At 39.8% G+C, this 23,975-nt stretch carries 23 protein-coding genes; 10 read left to right on the top strand and 13 right to left on the bottom strand.

The annotated features are described in order from the left end of the window. Positions 1-167: 167 nt before the first annotated feature. Complete coding sequence (locus CQA58_RS03680; RefSeq protein ID WP_115569376.1) at positions 168-4,058, top strand: autotransporter outer membrane beta-barrel domain-containing protein; 3,891 nt, start codon at positions 168-170, stop codon at positions 4,056-4,058. Positions 4,059-4,125: 67 nt separating this feature from the next. On the opposite strand, the gene CQA58_RS03685 is transcribed toward CQA58_RS03680, so the two are convergent. Continuing rightward, positions 4,126-4,899 (bottom strand): ferritin-like domain-containing protein, encoded by a 774-nt coding sequence (locus CQA58_RS03685; RefSeq protein ID WP_115569377.1) that lies wholly within the window; start codon positions 4,897-4,899, stop codon positions 4,126-4,128. 81 nt (positions 4,900-4,980) lie between these two features. Beyond that, positions 4,981-5,979 (bottom strand): lipopolysaccharide heptosyltransferase II, encoded by a 999-nt coding sequence (gene waaF, locus CQA58_RS03690; RefSeq protein WP_115569378.1) that lies wholly within the window; start codon positions 5,977-5,979, stop codon positions 4,981-4,983. A gap of 93 nt (positions 5,980-6,072) precedes the next feature. Here waaF and hisS point away from each other — a divergent pair, with 93 nt between their 5' ends. Further along, a complete protein-coding gene (gene hisS, locus CQA58_RS03695) occupies positions 6,073-7,389 on the top strand; it encodes a histidine--tRNA ligase (RefSeq protein WP_115569379.1) in 1,317 nt (438 codons plus the stop codon). Beyond that, positions 7,379-8,101, top strand: a complete 723-nt coding sequence (locus CQA58_RS03700) for an NYN domain-containing protein (protein WP_115569380.1) — start codon at positions 7,379-7,381, stop codon at positions 8,099-8,101. The genes hisS and CQA58_RS03700 overlap by 11 nt, the downstream gene beginning before the upstream one ends. Before the next feature lie 4 nt (positions 8,102-8,105). Here CQA58_RS03700 and CQA58_RS03705 read toward each other — a convergent pair whose 3' ends face one another. The 4 genes from CQA58_RS03705 to recR all read right to left on the bottom strand — a co-directional run bounded on the left by CQA58_RS03705 (position 8,106) and on the right by recR (position 10,568). Then, entirely contained in the window at positions 8,106-8,555 is a 450-nt protein-coding gene (locus CQA58_RS03705) for a YqaA family protein (protein ID WP_115569381.1), read from the bottom strand. 2 nt (positions 8,556-8,557) lie between these two features. Next, positions 8,558-9,577: an alanine racemase gene (locus CQA58_RS03710; RefSeq protein WP_115569382.1), complete on the bottom strand. Its 1,020-nt coding sequence runs from the start codon at positions 9,575-9,577 to the stop codon at positions 8,558-8,560. 42 nt (positions 9,578-9,619) lie between these two features. Further along, positions 9,620-9,910 carry a c-type cytochrome gene (locus CQA58_RS03715; RefSeq protein WP_115569383.1) on the bottom strand — a complete coding sequence of 97 codons (291 nt, stop codon included), beginning with the start codon at positions 9,908-9,910 and terminating at the stop codon, positions 9,620-9,622. 82 nt (positions 9,911-9,992) lie between these two features. Next, positions 9,993-10,568: a recombination mediator RecR gene (recR, locus tag CQA58_RS03720; protein WP_115569384.1), complete on the bottom strand. Its 576-nt coding sequence runs from the start codon at positions 10,566-10,568 to the stop codon at positions 9,993-9,995. 106 nt (positions 10,569-10,674) lie between these two features. Between recR and CQA58_RS03725 the strand changes: the two genes are divergently transcribed. Beyond that, positions 10,675-11,295: a toxin-antitoxin system YwqK family antitoxin gene (locus tag CQA58_RS03725; protein ID WP_170126734.1), complete on the top strand. Its 621-nt coding sequence runs from the start codon at positions 10,675-10,677 to the stop codon at positions 11,293-11,295. Between the two features lie 76 nt (positions 11,296-11,371). Then, a complete protein-coding gene (dnaJ, locus tag CQA58_RS03730; protein WP_115569386.1) occupies positions 11,372-12,481 on the top strand; it encodes a molecular chaperone DnaJ in 1,110 nt (369 codons plus the stop codon). Here the strand turns inward: dnaJ and dxr are convergent. Both dxr and CQA58_RS03740 read right to left on the bottom strand, forming a co-directional pair. Next, positions 12,470-13,570 (bottom strand): 1-deoxy-D-xylulose-5-phosphate reductoisomerase, encoded by a 1,101-nt coding sequence (gene dxr / locus CQA58_RS03735; protein ID WP_115569387.1) that lies wholly within the window; start codon positions 13,568-13,570, stop codon positions 12,470-12,472. The genes dnaJ and dxr overlap by 12 nt on opposite strands. Then, positions 13,567-14,346 (bottom strand): phosphatidate cytidylyltransferase, encoded by a 780-nt coding sequence (locus CQA58_RS03740; protein ID WP_115569388.1) that lies wholly within the window; start codon positions 14,344-14,346, stop codon positions 13,567-13,569. Before CQA58_RS03740 ends, dxr begins: the two co-directional genes overlap by 4 nt. Before the next feature lie 121 nt (positions 14,347-14,467). Here CQA58_RS03740 and mnmG point away from each other — a divergent pair, with 121 nt between their 5' ends. Together mnmG and CQA58_RS03750 are read left to right on the top strand one after the other, a co-directional pair. Further along, entirely contained in the window at positions 14,468-16,375 is a 1,908-nt protein-coding gene (gene mnmG, locus CQA58_RS03745; protein ID WP_115569389.1) for a tRNA uridine-5-carboxymethylaminomethyl(34) synthesis enzyme MnmG, read from the top strand. Continuing rightward, entirely contained in the window at positions 16,362-16,634 is a 273-nt protein-coding gene (locus CQA58_RS03750) for a hypothetical protein (RefSeq protein WP_115569390.1), read from the top strand. Before mnmG ends, CQA58_RS03750 begins: the two co-directional genes overlap by 14 nt. Here the strand turns inward: CQA58_RS03750 and CQA58_RS03755 are convergent. Genes CQA58_RS03755 through CQA58_RS03765 form a run of 3 tightly spaced genes read right to left on the bottom strand, consistent with a single transcriptional unit; the run spans position 16,631 to position 19,155 of the window. Beyond that, on the bottom strand, positions 16,631-17,872 hold the full coding sequence (locus tag CQA58_RS03755; RefSeq protein ID WP_115569391.1) for a type II restriction enzyme: 1,242 nt from the start codon (positions 17,870-17,872) through the stop codon (positions 16,631-16,633). The genes CQA58_RS03750 and CQA58_RS03755 overlap by 4 nt on opposite strands. Positions 17,873-17,927: 55 nt before the next feature. Further along, entirely contained in the window at positions 17,928-18,785 is an 858-nt protein-coding gene (locus CQA58_RS03760) for a DNA adenine methylase (RefSeq protein ID WP_211305707.1), read from the bottom strand. Continuing rightward, a complete protein-coding gene (locus tag CQA58_RS03765; protein WP_115569393.1) occupies positions 18,778-19,155 on the bottom strand; it encodes a hypothetical protein in 378 nt (125 codons plus the stop codon). Before CQA58_RS03765 ends, CQA58_RS03760 begins: the two co-directional genes overlap by 8 nt. An 82-nt stretch (positions 19,156-19,237) precedes the next feature. Between CQA58_RS03765 and CQA58_RS03770 the strand changes: the two genes are divergently transcribed. The 3 genes from CQA58_RS03770 to CQA58_RS03780 are packed head-to-tail and all read left to right on the top strand — an operon-like array spanning position 19,238 to position 22,163. Beyond that, positions 19,238-20,560 carry an aminotransferase class V-fold PLP-dependent enzyme gene (locus CQA58_RS03770; RefSeq protein WP_245942762.1) on the top strand — a complete coding sequence of 441 codons (1,323 nt, stop codon included), beginning with the start codon at positions 19,238-19,240 and terminating at the stop codon, positions 20,558-20,560. Next, positions 20,553-21,701: a conjugal transfer protein TraF gene (gene traF / locus CQA58_RS03775; protein ID WP_115569394.1), complete on the top strand. Its 1,149-nt coding sequence runs from the start codon at positions 20,553-20,555 to the stop codon at positions 21,699-21,701. Before CQA58_RS03770 ends, traF begins: the two co-directional genes overlap by 8 nt. A 9-nt stretch (positions 21,702-21,710) precedes the next feature. Continuing rightward, complete coding sequence (locus tag CQA58_RS03780) at positions 21,711-22,163, top strand: hypothetical protein (RefSeq protein ID WP_115569395.1); 453 nt, start codon at positions 21,711-21,713, stop codon at positions 22,161-22,163. Here CQA58_RS03780 and CQA58_RS03785 read toward each other — a convergent pair. Beyond that, positions 22,160-23,053: a hypothetical protein gene (locus CQA58_RS03785; protein ID WP_115569396.1), complete on the bottom strand. Its 894-nt coding sequence runs from the start codon at positions 23,051-23,053 to the stop codon at positions 22,160-22,162. The genes CQA58_RS03780 and CQA58_RS03785 overlap by 4 nt on opposite strands. A gap of 16 nt (positions 23,054-23,069) precedes the next feature. Beyond that, a complete protein-coding gene (locus CQA58_RS03790) occupies positions 23,070-23,945 on the bottom strand; it encodes an aspartate carbamoyltransferase catalytic subunit (RefSeq protein WP_211305708.1) in 876 nt (291 codons plus the stop codon). Positions 23,946-23,975 lie beyond the last annotated feature (30 nt).

Raw genomic sequence — 23,975 nt, forward strand, 5'->3', positions numbered from 1 at the left:
GGATGTAAGGTTTTATACAAATCTTGAAAGTTCTTTCTTTGGAAAAATCAATACCAAGTATGAGATCAATGTGGGTGTGAGATATAGCTTTGGAGAGAAGGGAAGGGAGAGAATAGAAATGGGGGTTAAAAAATAAAAAAGCTATAAACAAAGGATTTGGAATTATTATGCAAAAAGCAAAAGGAATTGTAGTTTATTCTTTATTTTTCTTTTTTGAGGGTAGTTTTATTTTTTCTGAAGAGTGCGGTGTCAATGGAGTGTCTCATGCTTGTTTCAAATATAGCTCTATACCAATGGAGTGGCAAAATTTACAAGATTGGAGAAGTTATCGCAAAATAGATGAAGGCTTTTTTGAAAGCCTAGAAAATCTTGATGGACAATACGCACCAAAGTCAAATCTCAATATTCTTTCAATCTTAAGTCTCAACTCAACTCTTGCTTTAAAAGAGCTATGGGGCAATAATGCAATTTTTTTATTCAAATCCCAAGAGGGTGAGGGTAGACTTTTTGCTGATTTCAAAAACTCTACTTTGGTAGGGAATATTGGTATGGGTGAAAATATGGATTTTTTGGAAGAGAGTGTGGCTAGTTTGACTTTTAGCTCTGGCAAGATTATTGAGGTAGATTTTTTGAAAAATCACTTTGAGAGGGGCAATCACACCTTCAAAAGAAAACCCTCACAAATCATTGATGCAAAATATCAAGATGATAGAAGATGGGCTTTGATTGGTAGTATATCTAATCATTCTGGTAAAAAAGCTACGCTTACTTTCAGAGATGGGGCCAAGATGATCGGGGATTTGTATGCCAATCATTCTGAGATTTCTATCACTTTTCAAAACTTCAAAGATCCTGTCTCCAACACGATTTCTTTCCCAGTTGTTTTTGATGGTGGGATATATAGCAGGGGAGGGAGGATTGAGCTAAGTCTTGAGAGTGGAGGGATCAAAGCTTGTCCTATTGCCTTTGGGGATTATGGTATTTTTGCAGAAAACAATGGTGTCAATAAGATCGAGTTTATAGAAAAAGAAAAACAAAGATCCCAATACCTATTTGCTACACAGATTGTTGCTCATACAACAAGCCCCAAAAACTCGCACACAGAAAATTTTATCATTTTCAAAAATTCACAAAGCATTGAAAACAATCTTATAAGCGTCTATGATGTGATTGCAAATTCAGGTAAAAATATAATCTCCACCATAGATAGCGATGATACTTCAGACACAGAACTTGCTCTTTTTATCAAAAGATCACTTCTTACCTCTCATAATCCTCATGCAATAGACTATCCACAAGATAAGATAGGTAATCAGATTATAATTGATGGAGGAGTGAAGATAGGAGAATATGTGATGAGAACCCTAGAGAGTGATGATGAGGTATTTGGGATTATGGCTTGGGGTGGGAAAAATACTATTATACTCAAAGACACAAACACTCAAGATAATCTAGATCAAACCCAAGTTTTTAGTCCAGCTAGAGGGGCGGGACATTTTGCTAATCGATTCTTGGCAACGCCTAGAATCTATGCAGGAAGAGATGGAGGGGTTGCGGGGGAGAATGAAATAGATATTGATGGGAATTTAATCTTGATGTATTTAGAAAATCCCACAGATACAGATAGGGGTATTATTGGAGGGGAGATTATTGCTACTGATGGGGGTAAAAATACAATCCTAGTCAATGGATTGCTTGAAATTTCTGGGTATCGCAGAAGAATTGATGACACTCTGGGTGTATCTCCTAATGATGAAATAAAGCGAGATGATAAGGAATTGTTAAGCACACTCATTGGAGTATATGGCAATGATCCATCAACGCAAAACACTCTTTTTATCAAAAATACCGATGTGGGTGGAATGTTTAATGGTTTGAGTGCTAAAGATTTGGTGCTGGGAAGTATTGTCGCTTATGGTGGAAAAAATCAAATCTCCCTATATTCCTCAATCTTTGAGGATTTCAAAGGAGTTGAGATCAAATCACTTATTGCAGGAGATACAGATTTTAGAGGTATCAAACACGCAGGAGGCATCAATAAATTGACGATCTATAATGGTATGGAAATCGTGATAAAAAAGATTCTCACACACTCTGGAGGGATAAATCATTTATGGATTTTGCAAGATGAGAAAATGAGTGATATTGTGCAAGTGAGTGAATTGGGGTTTGTCTATGAGGGGGGAGAAACATTTGCTTATTTTGGCAATGGAAAAGATAAGAACACTCTAAGCAGTGCAATCAAAATCAACTTGCAATCTCAAGACAAACAAAGAAACCTAGTCCTTAATGTTATGAAAAACAAAGAGGAAGATTATGAAACCTATGGAGTAAGTCTATCAGGAGAGTTTTTTGGAGGGGTGGAGCATATAAGGGGAGCAGAAGCAAAGGGGAGTCATATTGAGATTAATTACGCCCTAGAAGGCAATACAATCTTTGTGGGAGATATCTTAAGTGATGAGACAATTGAGCAAAATATCCTTATTGGTGATAATACTAAATTTGCTCCAAAAAATGAAGAGACAATTTATTTTGAAACATTGTTGATTGACACACCCTCCCTCCAAGAGCCAAATCTACTCAAAAAGACTCAAGATCTTAAAAGCTCTGTAATTGACTTGGCAACAGGAGGGGATAGTTTCTCAAATATTACAAATCGCTCCAAAGCAAAGATGTTGGATATAGGAACTTTTATGATATACAAAAGTGGAAATTATAATCCTTTGATGAGATTTTATGTCTCTGGCAAACAGCCCCACCAAGCTGATAGAGTATCTATTGAAACCCTTAGAGGGGGAGAGTTAGGACTAGATGCCCAAATCTTTCTCCCCACCCATCTTATCGGCTATGATTTCTCAGAAGACAATGTTGTGATTTTCTCAGCCAAAAGTGGAGGGGAGGATTTACAAATCCAATCCCAAACAGCCCAGACAGGGATAGTCAGTTATGTGGCAGGGATTATCAAAGAAGGCAACACCCAAGAGGAGGGTCACTCTTATCAATGGCGACTTGGCAAAAGTCAAAATGTCATCATTAGCCCTGATTTTATCCACTTTGCAGGAGAGATTTTGGCACATAATTATTCTCTTTTTCATATCCATTTTAGCTCCTCTATCCCACCAAAAGGAGGAGCAAAGAGAATGCAGGGGGTTTGGAGCAAGGTGTTTGGAGGAGAGCAAAGCAACTCATATGCTTATGCAGGGATTAAGTCCAAATATCTTGTGCTTCAAGCGGGATACGACAATGCTTTTGATACAAGAGAGGGGAGGGATTTTACAGGGTTTATGGCCTCTTATGGAGTGATGGATTCTAAATCTCAAGCATTTGAAGGAAGCTTTCTTTTTGACGCTACTTATGCTTATAGGGCTTTCTCCCATAGTGCAGAGTTTGGGGTATATAATCTTTATTTTCACAATAGCGGATTTTATACCAATACTCTTGCCAAGCTTGGCTATCTCTCTACAAGATTTAATGGAATCAATGATAATTCGGTGAGTGCAAATCTTTCAAACTACACTCTCACACTATCTCAAGGTTTTGGCTATAAGATTGAGATAGGTAAAGCCAAAGAGTGGTTTATCACTCCTCAAGTATGTTTGGCACTAGGCTATCTTTCCCCCTCCAAGCTTAGACAAAGCTATGATGGACAAACTCTACAATCTAGTCTTAATGGCATATTGACTTTGAAAAATACTCTAGGGAGCGAGATTGGATACACGCTTAGGGGCAATAAAGCTCATTTTGATTTTAAGGTGGGGTTGGGCTATGGATTTGATTATGCTTATGCTAATGCTTTGTATCAGATTGAGGGCGGGACTTATATCAAAAGCGTAAAGGAAGCTTCTTTTATCTCTCCAAGCCACCAGTTTAAACTCAATGCAGGGATAGATGTCAGAATTGATGATAGGATAAATGTTTGTCTAGATGTGCAAAAGAGCTTCTTTGGAAAAATCAATACAGATTATCAAATCAGTGCAGGGATAAGATACAGCTTTGGAGAGAGGGAGACCTACAACAAAGCAAAAGAAATCTACACCAAACTCATTACTCACCAATAGGCTTAATCATTACAAAAAGCCTTTGTTAAAAAATCTATGAGTATGGATTTTTGAGAGAGTAGGAGGGTTATCCCCTTTGCAATTCTTCTAGCTCTTCTAGGCTAAAGCCACATTTTAGCCTTGCTTCTACATTTAAGACTTTGGGGAGGGTGTAGTCATAGAGGGCTAGAATGTCTTTAAAACTTCTAGGATCCTCACTATATCTCCACCATTTATCCCCCTTACTCACATGAGTTATCTCATCTCTAAGTATGATTTCCAAAGCCCCCAAAATCTCATCTCTTAGAGGGTGGGTGCTAGAAAAAACCTTTTGATAGACAAATGGATTGGCATCTAGCCCACCTGCTTCCATTCCTCGATGCACCAATGCCATTCTATCAGCAAAGATTGGCGTAGCCTTCATCGCCTCAAAGAGGTTGCTATGCACCACAAAATCTCCATACTCATACCCACTTCTTTGCAGTAATCCTCTAAGTGTGGAGAAATGCTCTATCTCCTCTTTTGCCACCTCAAGCCAGTTGAGATAAAACTCTCTAGGAAGATTTCTGAAGCGATAGGTGGCATCAAGTGCCAAATCAATCGCACTATACTCAATGTGGGCGATAGAGTGCAAGAATGCCCCCATAGAGCTATTAGTGTTGATAGTCTTGGGGCGTGAGATTTTGGTGGGGTGAGCGATAGTGCAGAGTGGGGCGTAAATTGGGGTAGTGATAGGGCGAATGGTGTGGGCGTGATTGAACTCTAGGCTATCAAGAGAGTTATAAAGATTCTCAAAGAGAGCAAAGCGTTGGGTAATGTCTGAGGTGTGAATCACCTCTTCAAGTTGAGCGAAAAATTCCATTTCTAATCCTTTAATTTAGAGCGATAATAAAGCAATGCTAGGGCAATAAGAGCAAAAACTAGCACTTCATACAATAAAGTGCTATACATCAAAATCCTTTGGAAAATCTTGCAAAATCTCAAAGGCACTATTGAGCACTTCATCAGGAGTGATGAGCTTCATACATTGGTGGTGCTTGAGGGGGCATTCTCTTTTTTTGCAAGGAGAGCAAGAGAGGTGTTTATCAAAGATGATTTGAGTGTTGCTAGAGTTAAATGGCGAAGTTTCTTTGTAATCTGTGGGGCCAAAGATAGCAATCAGTGGGATTGAGAGGGCTGAGGCGATATGCATAGGCCCACTATCATTGGTGATGAAAAGATCAAGAGAGCCGATACTATCAATGAGCTGAGAGATAGTGGTTTTGCCTGTGAGGTTGTGGAAGTTTTGTGTGGGTGTAATATGCTCTAGGGCTTTTTCTATCTTACCATTGCCCTCTAGCTCCTCGCTTCCTCCATAAAGTAAGACTTCATATCCTGCCCTCAAAAGCGTGGCAATCACTTCTATGAAATACTCTTCACACCACCGCTTAGCACTCCCATACTTTGCTCCTGCACTTACCCCCACTCTTGCCCTCTTGCCTCGTTTCTCGGGCTTGGAGTAGAGGTGGAGCTGTGGGTTTTGGGGGTGGAGTGAGAGAGGAGAGAGGAGATGAATGTATTGAAGTACTTGGTGGAGGTGCTTTTGTCTAGGGAGTGCGTGAGTGAGTAGGGGACTTCTGAGATTGCCTGCATATCCGATACGCATTTTTGAGCCACTTGCCCATAGAAGCCACGCTGAGGGGAAGTTGTTTTGCAAAGTGATTGAGATGTCGTGAGAGCCGATAGTTTTGCCAAGCTTGTAGAGGGAGAGAAAGCGATTAAAATCTTTTTTGCTCTCATCGACAAAAAGTCGCATATTTTCCCTCTCAAATAACCCTATGGTAACCCTAGAGCCTACAAGCGTGAAAGAAGCTTCGCGATAGGCTTCTTTGAGGGCTTCAATCATCGGCGTTGCCATCACGCCATCACCTAGCCAAGTGGGGAGTCGCACTAAGATTTTCAAAGTTTTGCCTTTATTTGTGAAATTTTATGGGTAATTTTACTTTATAGCTTATGTAAAATTATTCAAATTATTATTTTTTATCGGAGATTGTTTATGCTAATTACCCCACGCACCCTAAGTGGCTTCAAAGATAGATTACCTAGAGAATCTATTGCCAAAAATGAGTTGATTTCTAGGATTACTGAAGTGTTTGATAGTTTTGGTTTTGCTCCTATTGAAACCCCACATTTAGAGTATGCTGAAGTTTTAATCAAGCAAGGCAGTGAGGAGATTCAAAAAGAGCTATATGCCTTCAAGGATCACGGAGGGCGTGATGTGGCATTGAGATTTGATCTTACCGTGCCTTTGGCGAGATTTATCACCCAGCACCGACACGCACTACCCTTGCCATTCAAACGCTATGCTATTGGCAATGTTTTTAGAGGGGAGAGGGCTCAAAAGGGAAGATATAGGGAATTTACACAATGCGATTTTGACTTTATCGGATCAAAAAGCATTTCAAGTGATAGCGAGATTATCCAAGTGATTAGGGCTGTGATGAGAAGGCTTGAGGTGGGAGAGTTTGAGATTGCAATCAATCATCGTGGGGTTCTCAATGGGATTTGTGAGTATTTGGGGATAGATGATGTCAATGCGACACTAAGAATCGTAGATAAGCTAGATAAGATTGGGGTTGAGGGAGTGAAAAAGGAGCTAGGGGAGAGTTTGGGACTAGGGGGAGAGAAAGTGGAAAAACTTTTGGAGCTAATCTCACTTAGACAGAGTGGGGGAAGCAAGGAGTTTTTCTCTAAAATCGCTCACCTCAAAGACTATAACGCCACTTTAAGCAGTGCTATTGTTGAGCTTATAGAGTTGTGCGAGATTTTGGACTATCTAGGGATAGATGAGTATAAGATCAATTTTTCTATCGCTAGAGGGCTTGGGTATTATACAGGGATTATCTATGAGACGACTTTGAGAGAGTTGCCTAGTATTGGAAGTGTGTGTTCAGGGGGGAGATATGATCGCCTTACCCAAACCTTTAGCAATGAAGAGATGAGTGGAGTGGGGGCAAGTGTTGGGCTAGATAGGTTGCTGAGTGCATTAGAAGAGCTAGGCAAACTCTCTAGTAGGGAAAGCAAAGCAGAGGTTTTGTGTGTGGCAATGGATAAAAGTCATTTACCACTATTGCACAAAATGGCTCAAAGCCTAAGAGAGCAGGGCAGGAGAGTGGAAGTCTATCCTGAAATCACAAAGCTCAAAAAACCCTTTGCCTATGCAGACAACAAAGGACACCCCTATGTGCTTATCATCGGAGAGGAAGAGGCAAAGAGTGGAAAGCTCTCACTCAAAGATATGAATAGTGGAGAGCAGAAGATAATGAGTTTGCAAGAGGTATTGGAAGTATTGGAGAGCAGAGATGAGAGATAATGACAAAAAGAAAGTCGCTCTTTTTATCGATAGTGAGAATATCAGCTACAAAAGAGTTGATGAGATTATGCAAAAGCTCCTTGATTTTGGGGAGGTGTGTATCAAAAAAGCTTATGGGGATTGGAGAAAAGAGAATATGCGAGGGTGGGATGAAATCCTCTCAAAATACTCAATCGAGCCTATCCATATCATCACGGGAAATGTCAGCAAAAGCAATTCTAGTGATATAAAAATCGCTATTGATGTGATGAATGTGCTTTATGGAGGGAGTATGAATTGTATTGCATTAGTTACAAGTGATAGCGATTTTGCTCCACTAGCTCAAGAGATACGCACAAGGGGGATTCAGGCTATTGGCTTTGGAGAGGGGAAGAGTAGAGATGATTTGAGAAATGCCTTTACAAGCTTTGAGGAAGTGGGCAAACAAGAAGTCAAAGAGGATTTGAGCAATAATCGCTATCTTATCAATCTCCTCAAAAATGCCGTAGAATCCACAATGGATGATGAGGGCAAGTCTATGGTTTCGCGTGTGGGATTGTGGCTTAAAGAACATTATTTCAAAACCGCTTCTTCTTATGGGAGAGATACTTGGGGAGAAGTATTTAGAGCTTTGGAAGATGTGTTTGAAATCTCTTATGGGGGCAAGGGGGATAAAGTGATGTATGTAGAATATCGCCCCAAAAAACCCCATCGTCGCTATTTGCGACGCTAGGGGATTACAACCAATGAATATACTTCATCACACTATCAGCAAAAAAGATAATAAGTGCATAACGCAGAGTTTTGCCTAAAGCGATGAAGAAAATACAGCGATAGATATTGAACTTTGCAAGTCCCAAAGCAAGAGTGAAAATATCGCCAAAGACAGGCAGGAAAGAAAAGAAAGAGAGCAAATCGCCGTGTTTGTGGCTCTTTTGTCTAAAATATCTCACTTTTCTCTCATCAATCTTTGAAAACTTCTCTAATACTTTTGTCAATCCAAAATATCCAAGTGCATAGGTTGTTATGCTTCCTAGCACATTGCCGATACTTGCGACAATGAGGATAAGATAGGGGTTGTATTTTAGGGCAATAAATGTGGCGACAACAGCTTCAGAGGGTAGGGGAAGAATCGTGCTTGAAGCAAATGTGGCTAGAAAAAGTCCAAGTAGCCCATACTCTTCCATTGCTAAATCACTTTTCTTTTGATAAATGGAGAGAGTTTGGTGAGGATTTCATAAGGAATCGTATCAAAAAACTTCGCCCACTCTCTCGCATCGCTAAAGACACAGATTTTTTCCTTATCACTTAGAGCTGAGAAGCAATCCATTGACATTCTAGGTAAGATTTGCTCTCCACTAGAGCATAGAAGTTTGCCTTGAGTTTTCTCATCGATTCTAAAAAGCCCATCGCCATATCCTAAATCATAGCTACTCACTATCCCATCATAGGGCATTTCATAGATTCCACCATAGCCGATTTTCTCTCCCTTTTTGAGGGAATGTGAGCAGATTTTATCAGCCCAAAGACTAGCGATTGGCTTGAGGGAGGGGAGATTGAGAGAATCACAGGCATAACCATAAGCCCCAATCCCTACTCTCACAATCTCTCTCACCCCATTGCCTCTAAGCACTCCTGAAGTATTGAGAGAGTGAAATCTTGGGAAGGGGAGATTGTGGTGAGTGCATAAAGAGATGACTTCATCTTTGATTTTTTTTGCATTACCCTCTTGGAGCAAAAACCCTTCTCCTCCCTCATCGCCAAAGCCATTATGAGTAAAAACCCCAATGAGTTTCAATCCTCTTTTGGCAATGATTTCAAAAGCGTTGCTAAGGGAGTGTATAGGGATTCCATTGCGATTCATTCCACAATTTACCTCTAGCTCAAAAGGACGCAATGGAGAGATTTCTTGAAGTGTTTGCAGTGATTGGATACATTGATAGATATTGCTAGGGCTTTGAGGAGAGATTTCGCCATAAAAGGCTGTAATATGTTTGAAGTGATTTTTGATTTGCAGGGCTTCAGCTTCGTTTTTGACAAATACACTCTCAATCCCACTCTCCCTTGCAAGTCCTGCGATTTCTCTAAGTCCGTGTCCATAGGCATTGTCTTTGAGGACTAGGGCGAGATTGTCTTGACAATCAAGGTGTTGGGTGATGAGATTGAGATTGTATTTGAAGTTTTGGGAGTTGATGAGTAATTCTGCCATTTTTTACCTTAAAAGAGTGTGTGGGGAATCCCCACAAAGCGACTACTTAAGAGTAGCGATATAATCTGCCAAAGCGTTCATATCCGCATCTGAAAGGTTTTTGACTTGGATATACATTGTGTTTGCTTTTGGAGTTTTGATTGTCTTGTTTTTGTAACCATTCAAGAAATCAAGAGCTTCTTGTTTGCTAAGTCCTGCGATAACTTTAGGAGCAACTCCTACTTTCTTACCATCTGCTCCGTGGCAAGTAACACACTTCTTATAAACTGCTGGAACTTCAGCAAATAGCATTGAAGCCAATCCCAAAGCACAGAGTGCAACGATCTTTTTCATAGTTTCCTCCTAGGAATAAATGTTTTTAAATTACCCTTGTGTGAGAGGTAACTTCGTATTCTATCGTTTTTTTGGATAAATTTTAGATTTTAATTCTACCCTCAAAGGCACGAGAGAGAGAAAGCTGATCAATATGATCTAGTCCAATGCCTGTGGGGATACCTTGTGCGATTTTGCTAAAAGAGAGCGAGAGAGCACTTAATCTATCCTCAACAAAGAGCATTAAAGCGTCATTTGCCAAAGAGGGAGAGAAGCTAAAGATAACTTCTTTGATTTTGTTATCTAAAATCATTGAAGTCAAACTCTCAAAATCCACACTCTCTAAAGATTCTAAGACAAAATACTTCCCTCTAAAGCTCCCCGTGTTTTCAATGATTGCAATATCTCTAGGATGAGCGATGATACAAAGCTCTCCATTAGCCCTCTCTTCGTCTTGACAGATTTGGCACTCTTCCTCTTCGCTCAACCCCCCACATTTGGAGCATTTTTTGATTTTGCTTGTTGCCTCTTGTATGCTTTTGGCGATATTTAAGCCCAAAATTTTATTTTCTACACAAAGAGTATAAGCCATTTTCTCTGCTGACTTTTTCCCAATAGAGGGGAGTTTCTCAAGTGATTGAACAAGTGCATAAAAAGATTGTAGATTTTTGATTTTCATAAGCGTGATTGTAGCATTAAGTGGGAGAGGATTGCATTTTGATTTGATATTAGGGTTTAAAATGTCGATTTTTATCAATAAGTTTTTGGGCTTTTAAGGAATGGAGATGAAAAAAATTGCATTGGGGGTTTTGCTAGGTTTGGAGCTGATACTTGCAGAGGGTTTGAGTGAATGCAAGGGGGCAAAAGATTATGATAGGGGTTGTGTCAAAATAAGTCAAACCCCCTATGGTGGCAAGATTTTCACCCCATATAAAAATGGCAAAATCAATGGATTGCAAAAGATTTATGATAGTGAGGGGAGATTGGAGCAAACCACGCCCTATAAAAATGGCAAAATCAATGGGGTGCTTAAGGGTTATGCAGACAATAAAGTGCGTTCAACCACACCTTATAAAAATGGCAAGATTAATGGAGTGGAAAAAGTTTTTTATAAAAATGGAGTGCTAAAGAGAGAAACCCCTTATAAAAATGGCAAAATCAATGGCTTTGAGAGGGGGTATTATGAAAATGGCAAACCTGAATCTATCGTTTTTTATACCAATGGCAGGAAGGATAGGGGAGGGAAGTGGTATGATGAGAAGGGCAAAATCCTAGCAGAATTTATCTTCAAAAACAACCTTGCCACAATCGGACGCTGTTATCAAAAAAAGATGATGAGCAAAAAACAACTCAAAAAGCTCAATAATTCATTTTATACCTCTACAATTCTCTCAATCTGCAAATAAGCTAGAAATTTTTTATTTCAAAGCAAACTCTTTGCTAGAATAACGCCTTTTAAACTATAAGCTTAAGGATAGTGTTTTGGAAGAATTTGATTATTATGAGATTTTAGAGGTGAGTCGCAGTGCCTCAAGCGAGGAGATTAAAAAAGCATTTAGAAAAAAAGCAATGTCTTGTCATCCTGATCGCAACCCTGACAATCCTCAAGCTGAAGAGCAATTCAAAAAAATCAATGAAGCTTATGAGGTTTTGAGTGATGAGAGCAAGAGAGCGACTTATGATCGATTTGGCAAAGCAGGGCTTCAAGGAATGGGCGGAGGCAGTGGAATGGGGGGCTTTGGCGATATTTTTGGCGATATATTTGAGGGATTCTTTGGTGGAGGGGGGAGAAGCAGGAGAGCAAGAGAGGAGATGAGTTTCCCACTTGACTTTGCAATGGAGCTAAAGCTAGAGTTCAAAGAAGCGATTTTTGGGTGCAAAAAAGAGATAAAAACCACCTATAAAGTCGCTTGTAGCGATTGTGGAGGGAGTGGAGCAAAAAGCAAAAAAACTTGCCCTGATTGTCAAGGACAAGGGCAAATCGGAATCCGTCAAGGTTTTATGGCTTTTGCTCAAACCTGCCCTAGATGTCAAGGAAATGGAGAAATCATCGAGGAGAAATGCCCCAAGTGTCAAGGCAAGGGCTATGCCACAAAAGAAGAAAAAGTAGAGATCAAAATCCCTGAGGGCGTGGATAATGGCAATCAAATCCGAGTTTCTCAAAAAGGAAATGAGGACAAAAACGGCAGAAGAGGGGATTTGTATCTCAAGCTTGTAGTCAAAGATGATGAGCATTTTATCCGTGATGGGGAAAATCTCTATGTGGAAGTGCCTGTATTTTTCACAAGCATTATTTTGGGGGCTGAAGTAAAGATCCCTTCTCCTAGAGGAGAGCTTACGCTTTCTATCCCACCCAACTCCAAAGACAAACAGCAATTTATTTTCGAGGGCAATGGAGTGAAAAGCTTAAGAGGGGATTTCTATGGGGATTTAGTCGCACAGATTAAAATCATCTATCCTCAAAAGCTAAGCAAAGAGCAAAAAGAGCTAGTTCAAAAGCTTCATGAGAGTTTTGGCAAACATAGTGAGCCCTATAAAAGTGCGTTAGAAAAAGCCTTTGAGAAAGCCAAGAAGTGGCTTTCAGACCTTTAAACTTCTAGCAAAGCTCCTCACTTCTTTGTCAAACTCAACAATCTCTTCTAGGCTCTTTAGAGCTGGGAGAGAAGAGAATCTATGCATACTCTCTAAAATGATTTTTGTCATTCCACCAAAAAGATATTTCTCACCCAAAAACCCCTCCACTGCCACTTCATTACAAGCATTTAGCACCACACCCAAAGAGGGAGTTTCTAGCAAAGCCTCTTTAAGCTCCCATAGAGGATAACGCTCTTTGCTGATTGGCTCTAGAGCAAGAGAAGAGAGGTCTTGAAGTGAGATTTTGGGGAGAAAAGAAGTGCTTTGAGCTAGACTTGGATTGAGTGCATAAGAGATTGCAAGACACATATCAGGTCTAGCAAGATGAGCACTCATACTCCCATCTTGATACTCTACAAGTGCGTGGATAAGGGATTTTCTCTCAATCAAAGCCTCAATATTTTTGCACCCAAAGAGCCAAAAGGCTTCAAGCACCTCAAAGAGTTTATTTATCATACTTGCTGAATCGATTGTTATCTTTGCTCCCATACTCCAGTTGGGGTGTTTGAGGGCATTGCTTGGAGTTTGGGTGGGGATAGAGTGCAAGGGTGTATCACGAAACGCCCCACCACTAGCAGTGATAAGCAACGAGCTAAACGCTTTGCTCCCTCTAAGCAAATACCATAGGCTAAAATGCTCACTATCCACAGGGATAATCTTTGAGGTATCAATCAACCACCCTGCACTCACTAGGCTTTCTTTGTTTGCCAAAGCCACTTTTTTGCCCAAAGCTATGGAGTGCATTGTGGGCTCTAAGCCCACAAATCCCACTAGAGCATTTAGCACTAGAGGAGAAGCACAAAGTGATAAGGCCTCTTTAATCCCCTCACTTCCACAAAAGACTTTTGCCCCTCTTCCTTGCACTTTGTCTAAATCCTCTCTATCAGCGATGACAACATAAGAGGGAGAAAACTCTTTGATTTGAGAGTTTAAGAGATTGATATTTTTCCCTGCGACAAGGAGTTCTATGGGGAGATTAAAAGCTTTGGCAACTTTGAGTGTGCTTACACCGATTGAGCCTGTGCTTCCAAGTAGAGCAAGACTCATTGTTTCCACACAAAGCAGAGCAAGAAATACATTCCCACAGCACCAAAAAGAATCCCATCAAATCGATCCAAAATCCCTCCGTGCCCTGGCAAGATTTTGCCACTATCTTTCACACCTGCCTCTCTTTTGAGATAGCTCTCAAACAAATCTCCAAACACAGAAACAATCGCCACAATAGAAGTAGTAAGGAGTGAGAAAAGGAATCCATTTGCAGGTCCAATCCCTGCAATCGTCCCTGCTACAATCCCTGCACTCACTCCCACACCTACTCCCTCAAGTGTTTTTTTGGGAGAGGTGGGAGAGAAAGGGGTGCGTCCAAATACTCTTCCTCCAAAATACGCCCCAATATCTGTGGCAGCTACTGTGATGATAAGCCAAGTTACGCTTGAAATCCCTTTGTCTATGTAGAGGGCATAGAGAGAGAGGAAGGGAAGAGTGGGGTAGAGGAAGGGAAGAATGCTTTTGGGGTGGATAGATTGCTTATAGGATAAAAATCCTGCCAAAAACATAGCGACAAAAACCCCTGAAGTCAGAGGAGAGGAGTTGAAATATGCCAAAACCCAACACGCAATCCCACTGCTAATCAGTAAGATTGAGGGTTCAAGCTTGTAGAGTTTGAGCGATTCTAAGAATCCCACAAAAAAGCACACCCCAAGCAATGCCCAAATCAAAAGAGGGGAGTTGAAAGCGATTGCAAGAAGCAAGAGGGCAATCATAGGGATTGCTGTCAAAAAGCGTTTTTTTTCTCCAAAAATCTTTTCACTCAATTTGCTCATAGTTTTCTCCAAAGTTTTAATCTTAAAGGAGCTAATTATAGACAAAAACACAATGCACTAAAAAGGCTTTTGATATAATTTTTCAAATATCTTTATAAAAGTCAAAAACATAGGATAAAAAATGGAATATGATGTATTGGTTGTAGGTGGAGGACACGCAGGGATTGAGGCAAGTGTGGTAAGTGCGAAAATGGGGGCAAAAACGCACCTGCTAACTATCTTGGTAGAAAATATCGGACTTGCAAGTTGCAATCCTGCTATTGGTGGGCTAGGAAAGGGGCATTTGACAAAAGAGGTCGATGCTTTGGGGGGAGTAATGGGGCAGATTACTGATAAGTGTGGGATTCAATATCGCACACTTAATGCCTCCAAAGGTCCTGCTGTGAGGGGGACAAGGACTCAGATTGATATGGACGCTTATAGAATCTATGCAAGAAATTTAGTGCTTGACACTCCCAATCTTAGCGTCTCTCAAGAAATGGCAGAGGAGCTACTCATAGAGGGCGAGGGGGAAGAGCAAAGGGTGGTGGGAGTGAAGACAAACATTGGCAAAGTTTATAGAGCCAAAAAGGTGATTCTCACCACAGGAACTTTTCTTAGGGGGCTTATCCATATCGGAGAGGTGATGAGTGAGAATGGGCGAGTGGGGGAGAGCTCAAGCAAAAATCTTACAAGCTCACTTCTCAAACTTGGACTAGAAGTTGGGAGATTAAAGACAGGGACTTGTGCTAGGATAGATGGGAGAAGCATTGATTTTAGCAATCTTGAAGTCCATAATGGCGACACTCCTGCCCCTTGCTTTAGCTATAAAACCGACAAGATAGGCTTTAATCCCAAGCAATACCCCTGCTATGTAACTTATACCAATGAAAAGACTCACGAGATTATCCGCTCAAACTTTCATCGTGCCCCAATGTTTAGCGGACAGATTCAAGGCGTGGGTCCAAGATATTGCCCTAGCATTGAAGATAAAGTCAATCGCTTTGCAGACAAAGAAAGACATCAGCTATTTTTAGAGCCTCAAACAGCAGATGAGAGTGAATACTATATCAATGGGCTAACCTCATCACTTCCTTTTGATGTGCAAGAAGAGATGATTCATAGCATTGAGGGACTAGAGAATGCAAGAATCACACGCTATGGCTATGCCATAGAATATGACTATGTCCAACCCACAGAGCTTTACCACACACTTGAGAGCAAAAAAGCCAAAAACCTCTATCTAGCAGGGCAAATCAATGGAACTACAGGTTATGAAGAAGCAGCAGCTCAGGGGATTGTGGCAGGGATTAATGCTACTCTTTCTTTGGAGCATTTAAGAGAGAAGTTTGGAGAGATGCGTGAGCTAGTGCTTAGAAGAGATGAGGGGTATATCGGAGTGTTGATTGATGACTTGGTAACTAAGGGGACAAAAGAGCCTTATAGGGTTTTTACCTCAAGGGCAGAGTATCGACTGCTTCTAAGAGAAGATAATGCACTCTTTAGGCTTGGTAAATACTCTTATGCTTTGGGGCTAATGAGTGAAGAGGATTATGCCAAACTTCAAAAAGATGAGAGAGATATAGAGGAGGGAATGGAGTATCTAGCTCAAAACCCCCTCACTCCCTCAAAGCAGACTTTGGAGTTTTTGGCTAGTTTGGGAGAGGAGGGGATAGGCGATAAGTGCAGTGCTACCCTTGTGGTGGGGCGTGATAGCTTTGATGACTTTAAGCTCAGAGCCTTTGCCCCTATATTTGAGAAAATGAGCGATAGGGCATTAGAGCAAATCCGAATCGAGTCAAAATACTTCCACTACATTGCTAAACAAAAAGAAATGGTAAGCAAAATGGATGAGATACTTAGCGTTACAATCCCTAGTGATTTTGTGTATGAGGGGATTAGTGGGCTTAGTCTTGAGGTGGTAGAGAAGCTTAGCAAGATTCGCCCAAAAAACCTCTTCCAAGCCTCGCAAATTAGTGGAATCACCCCTGCAAGTATCGATATTTTGCACCTCTATATCCACCTAAGAAGCAAGAATGATAAAAAATAAGGAGCTCATCCACACTTGCCTTCATCATCTCCAAACCCTCTCTTTGGGGGAGAGAATCACATTTAAAACAGCCAAAAAAGATAGGGAAATCTCTGTGGGGAGAAGTGAGGGCGGAGGATATGTGGTGCTTGAAAATGGCTTTGAGCATAGAAGTTTTGAGGTTAGAAGTGAGGCTGAGCTAAAAAAGATTCTAAAAACTCTCCAAAAGATTGAATTCCCTCGAAGCAATCAGATTTGGGTAAAGATTGAGAGGGGTTAATCAAAAACTTTATTAAAATATTTTATCCAACTCTGAATAGTTTGCACTCTTCTTTGAATTGTGTTTGTGCTTTGCAAATTATAGTTTTTTGCAAAATCTTGTGTGTCATAGTTTTTTTCTTGAAGAATCTGATAACAGATTGAATCTGAAAAAATAATTTTTGCAAATTCCTCAAGTCTCTTTTTAAAACCGAGATTGAGTAATTCCTCTCCTTTTGATGTGATTACGATATGATGATTGTTGTCCAATTTATATAGATTCATCCAAAGCAAAACATTAAGATAATAGTCATATTGTCGCTCTACAAGATCAAAATCATTCATAGCTTCATTTTTTGTAATCCCCTGATTTAATGAAAGTGAGATAAACATAGAATGAATTCTCTCAAAGTCATCGGCTTGAGGAAATGGAGCGTGAGGATTGATTAGACTTTGTTTGGGGGGAGAAAGTTCTTTGAGTTTAAATGTGCTTTTTTCATTGAATTTGAAAACAAACTCTTCGTGGTGCATAGCACAAAGCAGATTCTCATCAAAAGGGATGAATCTAAAAAGATTATCTTGATAGTAAAAAATATAGCTTTTTATATCTTTAACTTTTGCAATTTTTTGTTTTTTCCAAAATAGTGTAGGGTAAAGCAATTGTCTAATGCTTATATTGTTCCTATATCCAATCTTGGCTTCTATTAAGTGAAGTGCATCTTTCCCCTCATATCCCCCATCTACTTCGATTTGCACACCATCAACTTGATAAGGAATATTATTAAGAGAAAAGTCTAATTCTCCTCTCAATCTTCCACGCACGGTGAGAGAAGTCTGCTCTTTGAATGTTTGTTGAAGCATTTTAGAAAGATAAGCAATGTCTAGTGCTTCAGATTCGCTTTTGATATTGAGTGGATCAATAGAGAGGATTTCATTAGGAATGCCAATCTCAATGGGTTCAGATTGAGGTTCTGGATCAATATCAATGAAAGGATTGGTTTTTGCAATTCGATATAATCCATTTTTGATTGCAAGAATCGAGAGGTTGTTTTCTGCCATAATTTTAGGCAAATGCTCTCGATGATCGATTTTTGTCATCAATCGTGCTTCTTTTCCATCTCGTTTTTTGATTTCATCAGCACTGATATCAAAATATGGATTTTTTGTAAGATGATCAAGAATATGTAGATCTTGGAAGATATGATCCCAAGCCTCATTATTGGAAATTTTTTGCCCTCTTGTATTTGTGTCTTTTATCATATTTTGTATGTCTCCAAAATAAAATTTTCTACTATTCATTATTTGTGTTTTTTGTTCATGTGTAATTTGTAACAACTACTTCGGCTATCTTTCCTCTTTGACTTGCGTTGGAATTGATGCTTCTTGTTGCCTTGACAATATGGATATTGTAATGTTGGTATAAATCTAAAACAAAATCTGTATAGGAGTTTGAAAGCATAAAAAAAGCCCCATTTTTGTCAATGTCATCACAAAGCTTTTTAAGTTTGCACTGCATATTTTTATCAAAATCCTGATTGACATAAGAAGTAAAACTTGAGGTTTTATTGAGTGGTACATAGGGAGGATCAAAGTAAATGAAGTCTCCTTTTTGAATCTTGGGTCTGATTTTTGAAAAATCTCCACAAGAAATCCTTGTGTCTTTAAGAAGTTGGCTACAAGCCCAAAGATTATCAATATCAATAAATTTTGGTTTTTTATATCTCCCAAAAGGAACATTATTTTCTCCTTTGGAATTAACACGATATAGCCCATTGTAACCTGTTTTGTTGAGATAAATCAAGCGACTTGCCCTTTGAAGCGGAGAAAGCGAATCCCATTTTTTCTTGTCACGATCTAAAGAGCGGATTTTATAATAGTATTCCTCTTCATTTTTGTGTTCTTTAAGGCCATCAATCAATTCTTGACATTGATCACGAACCACTTCATAAAGATTGATCAGCTCTTGATTATAATCATTGATAAAAGCATGTTTAGGCTGAATTGCAAAAAACAATGCTCCTCCACCCACAAAAGGCTCAAAATATCGGTTATATTGTTTTGGCATTAGTGTGATAAGCTCATTAAGTAATTGGCGTTTTCCTCCAGCCCATTTAAGAATGGGTTTGCAAATTTTTGGCTTATTTGAAGTTGTGGAAAGTTGGGTGCTATTCATTATTTTTTGTTTTTTCCTCATAAATCTTTTTTCCCTTTTGCACCCCTTTTTCCACCTCTTCTCCAAGGTGTTTGTCATAAAACTCTTTGCCTTTTTGTATGCCTTCATTAACTTTATCTTCAAGATAGGTATCATACAGCTCTTTGCCTTTCTCTAGGCTTTTTTCTATATCTTCTTTGAGATATTTTTCATAGAGTTCTTTGGCTTCTTTTTCGTTTTTTTCATAAAACTCTTTGGCTTCTTTAATATTTTTGTCATAAAGCTCTTTGGCAGATTGCAAAAGAGATTTTTCTTGCAAATCTTCTTCTTGTGTGGCAAAAAGTTGGCTTGAGAGCAGAAGTGCTATGGGGATTGCATAAAATTTAGACATTATTTTCCTTGATTTTGAGATTCTTAAGATGACATTGTAGTAGAATTTATCTCATAAAATATTCCAAAGATAAGGGGACGAAGTGAAAAAGATAGCACAAAATTTTTTCTCTCCAATTTTAGATGAGAATGAAGACAAGATTGAGCAATGCAGAAAGGGAATGATACTCAAAAAGGGAGCAAGATATTTTGATTTTACAGCCTCAGGACTTGCTTTTAGCCCAATTCTAAAGCGAATTTCAAGTTTTTTGCCTTGCTATGCCAATACGCACTCTGACACTTCTACTCACGCCTCTCTCACCACTCAACTCTATAAACAATCCAAAGAGGTGATTAGAAAATCTTTGGGATTGAGCGAGGAGTTTTCTTTGCTCAATGTCGGAAGTGGCTCAACAGGTGCAATCAAGCTTTTTCAAGAGCTTATGGGGATTTATATCCCACCCAAAAGTAGGCAAAGGCTAGGGGTGCAAACTCCAAGCAATGCCCCTTATGTCTTTGTGGGAGCTTATGAGCATCACTCCAATGAGATTAGCTATCGAGAGGGATTGTGTCATCTCACTAGAATCCCACTCAACTCTCAAGGACTGCTAGATATGGAAGTTTTCAAGCAAAGTTTAAGCGAAGTGAATGGAGAAATCATTGGCTCATTTAATATCGCTTCCAATGTTACAGGGATTATCACTCCTTATGAGGAGGTTTCAAGACTTTTGAGAGAAAAGGGTGCGATTGTGGCCTTTGATATGGCTTCAAGCTCCCCATATATGAATGTTGATAGCTCACTCTTTGATGTATGCTTCCTCTCTCCTCATAAACTTCTTGGAGGGGTGGGAAGCTGTGGAGTTTTGGGAATCAAAAGCAAAATGATTGACACTTCTTTGCCCCCCACTTTTGGAGGAGGTGGCACAATCAAAAATGCCAATCGCACAAATCACGAATATCTAGAAAATATCGACTATCGCCAAGAGGCAGGGACACCAGGTATAGTTCAGCTTCTCACTTCAGCCCTTGCCTATCAACTTCGCAATGAAATAGGGCTTGATCTTATCCATAGAAGAGAAAAAGTCCTTACTCAAGCGATGATTTATGAGATGAAATCTATCCCTGCCCTTACTCTCTATGGCAACCTAGAAGCCGAGCGTTTGGGAGTGATTTCTTTCAATATCGGAGGAGTTTCGCCATTTGATTTGGCACTAGAGTTGAGTGAAAAATATGGGATTCAAACTCGCTCAGGGTGTTCTTGTGCAGGTCCTTATGGATATGATCTCTTTGGCTTAGAAGATAGTGCAAGTGAGCTAGGAATGAAGCCAAATTGGATAAGAGCAAGTATCCACTATACTCACAGCCTAGAGGATATTGAATACTTTATCTCATCTTTGAAAAAAGCGATAAAAAAGCTCCGTGGTTAGAAAAACTTTTGCCCTCACTCTTACTCTAAGTGGAGTTCTCAATGCTTTGGGGTTTGCCCCTATGGGAAATGTCTCCACTTCTTTGGGGGGTTCAGGGGTAGCACTTAGAAATTCAGCGTGGGGGCTATACTACAATCCTGCACTTCTCTCAAGTGATCCTAGAAGTAAGTTTTCTTTCAGTGGGGGGTTCTATCTCTCCCAAAGCAATCTCAATGAGCTTTTAGAGCTTGGCTATGGAGCGAAAGTGAGTGAGGTGGAGAGCATTTTGTCAAATTTGGGGGATTCTAAAGTGAGTGTAGAAACTCAACTAGGGGTGGTGGCTCAAATCGGAGGATTTGTCCGACAAGAGATTAGGGCAGTAGAAGATGAGTATGGGCGACTAGTAAGTGAAGTGATAGAACATCAAATGAGTGCTTTTGCTATCGGAGCTTTTGCAAGTTCTTTGACAAATATAAGCTTCTCAAGTGCAGGGGGGACTCAGTATCAAGCCTCTAGCTTTGGAATCGCACTCTTAGAAGTGCCTGTGGGATATGCGTATAGACTAGAGACAGATTTTGGGGATTTCAACTTTGGTGCAGCGATGAAGTATATGAGGGCAGTGTTTAATGGGAGTAGCTATACAGGGAATGCAAGGGCAGAGCTAAAGATAGAAATCCCTGATTTTATGCATATGACACCCTCTCAAAACTTCGGACTTGATTTGGGATTTTTGTATTCAATCTATGATGTGCATTTGGGCTTGAGTGCTAAAAATGTCAATCTCCCTTCATTTCTCATCAATGGCAAACGCATTACCCTTGATCCTCAGTTGCGTTTGGGGGTGTCTTATGAGTTTTTGCAAAACTATGTGGTAACAATGGATATCGATTTGCTCTCTTATGATTCTTATAATGCTATTGCCCCCAAAAGTCAGTATTTTGGGCTAGGGATTATGGGGGATTACTCTTGGGTGGATTTTAGATTGGGGCTTTCTATGGATATGCTAGGAGTTGAGGGCTTGAAAATCAGTGCAGGATTGAATGCCTTTGGGATTATTGATGTGGTGGGAGAAATGGGGACGAACTTTGCCAAGAAAAATGGTAGCTCTCTAGCCTTGCCTACAAACTTTGGACTAAAAATTGGGAGCACTTTTACTTTCTAGGGAGGGAGTATGAAAAAGTCGTTTTTGCTTTTTGCTTTCTCTATACTTCTAGCAAATGATGATTTATCTCAAATCTTCAAAGCCACGATAGACAAAGCTCCCACACTCCAAGTCTATTGTCGCCCACCCCTTTACTACAACAAAGCTCCTAGCAAGGAATTTTTGAAGCAAACCCAAGCACCAAAATCTTATACATATTCACAATATGCTCCGATGATTTATCCCTTGCTAGATTTCAAAATGCCTATCAAAAAGACAAAAAATCAAGTCAATAAATCAGTAGATATGGTATTTGAGTTTTCAGATGATATGAGCTTTGTATTTCAGAGTGCTTTGTCAGGAGAGGGAGGTGATAGGGTGGTAGTAGATTATCAAGCCTATGAGATTGAGAGAGAAAAAATGGACTTGTTCTTGGAAGTTTTTTGCCCTATGACAAAAAGGTTTTTAAAAAACTCTTTTTAACACTTTTCCTGCTCCTCCCTCACAACCCTCTCAATATAGCTATCAAAAAGATTGTAAGTCTTAGCATTTATCTCTGCGACTAAATCATTGCGATTGTGCGATTCTTCAGCAATCGCATAAATCTCAGTTGTCATCGCACAATTATTTGCCGAGTTGAAGACAAAGGTGTAAGGATAGAAGCGATAGTAGTTTGTATTGCCCTTTTTATCCCTGTATTTGTAATGCCTAGATTTTTCATTGCTATAAGTTGAGTGCTTGAGGCATTCTAAAATCAATCCATCAAGATGTTTTGCGTGTTCTGAAGCAATTTTTGGGAGGATTCTATCCCTCTCAATCTTATCTTCTATATCTATCTTCTTTGCTTTTTTTCTCACCCAAGTTTGAAGTATTGGGATTTGGGGGCGGATATGGGAGGGGAAGTTGAAATTAGGCAATCTCTCCTCAATCAATAGGGTTCTGCTCACAAATCTTTCTCTAGCGTGTTGTGAGATTTGAACCTTTAAATCCTTGCCATTGCTTCTTTTTATGGTGCTAACTTCTTTTTGCTTTCCTATATAAATCAGCTCATTTTTGACAAGCTCCCTTTCTTTGCCTACAAACAAATCCAAATACTTTTCGTGGATTTTAAAGCTCTTATTTGAATCATATTTTTGAGGAAGCGATGAGCTTGAAGTGATGATTTTGCCATCATATTGGAGATATTGCATTTCTCCACTTTGCATCAATGCCCTTGCTTTGATATAGATAGAGCAAAGCATAGCTCTTTTGTCAAGCTCTTTTTGTTGGGCTTTTGTAAGGATTTGGTGAGCACCATAGGTTTTATCACATAGGGCATAAGCAATTCTTAGAAAATACCTCTTAATTCTTGCATATATATATTCCCAATCCATACAACCCCCAAAGGATTTATTGATGATTGATGAAAAAATCCATTACAGCCATTCGCATAAATACCCCATTTTGCACTTGCTCTAGCACTTTGCTTCGTGGATCATCAAGCACAAAGTCAGAGATATCAATATTGCGATGCACAGGTCCTGGGTGCATAATCACTAGCTTTTTATCCCCGATTCTCTCCATCGTCAGACAGAAATCATCTGCATAATCTTGCAAACTCCCATAAGTCTGCAAATCGTGGCGTTCGGTTTGAGTCCTTAGAGAAATGATCGCATCGCATTGCTCTATGGCATCTTGAAGGTTTGAGGTGGTGGGGAGTGAGGTTTGAGGAAGGAAGTGGGGAGGAGCGACTAGCAAAAGCTCTGCCCCAAATCTAGGCAAAAGTGCAATATTGCTATTGGCTACCCTTGAGTTTTTTATATCTCCCACGATTGCAATCCTTTTGCCCTCTAGGCTTTGAAAGCTCTCCAAAAGTGTCATTAGATCTAGCAAGGCTTGAGTAGGGTGAGAGTGAGCCCCATCTCCACCATTGATGATAGGGCAAGAAACTTTGGGGATGAGGAAATATCCTGCCCCTGCCGTGCTATGACGTATCACGATTGCATCAGGTCGCATTGCATTGAGATTGGCTGCTGTATCTCTAAGCGTTTCTCCTTTTGAAGTTGAGCTTCTTGAGACATCAAGTCTGATAACCTCTCCTCCTAGATTTTTCACTGCCATTTCAAAGCTACTGAGCGTCCTTGTAGAGTTTTCAAAGAAAGTTGTAATCACCTTTTTGTCTTTGAGGGTTTTTGGGGTTTCTCCCCTCTTGTATGCAAACGCATTTTTAAGGATTTGCCCTACTTCATTATCGCTCAAATCATTCACATGGATTAAATGCCTCATAAAAACCTCCATTTTTAGTTTATGATTTTA

It is taken from the genome of Helicobacter brantae (genome assembly GCF_003364205.1).
Taxonomy (GTDB): domain Bacteria; phylum Campylobacterota; class Campylobacteria; order Campylobacterales; family Helicobacteraceae; genus Helicobacter_G; species Helicobacter_G brantae.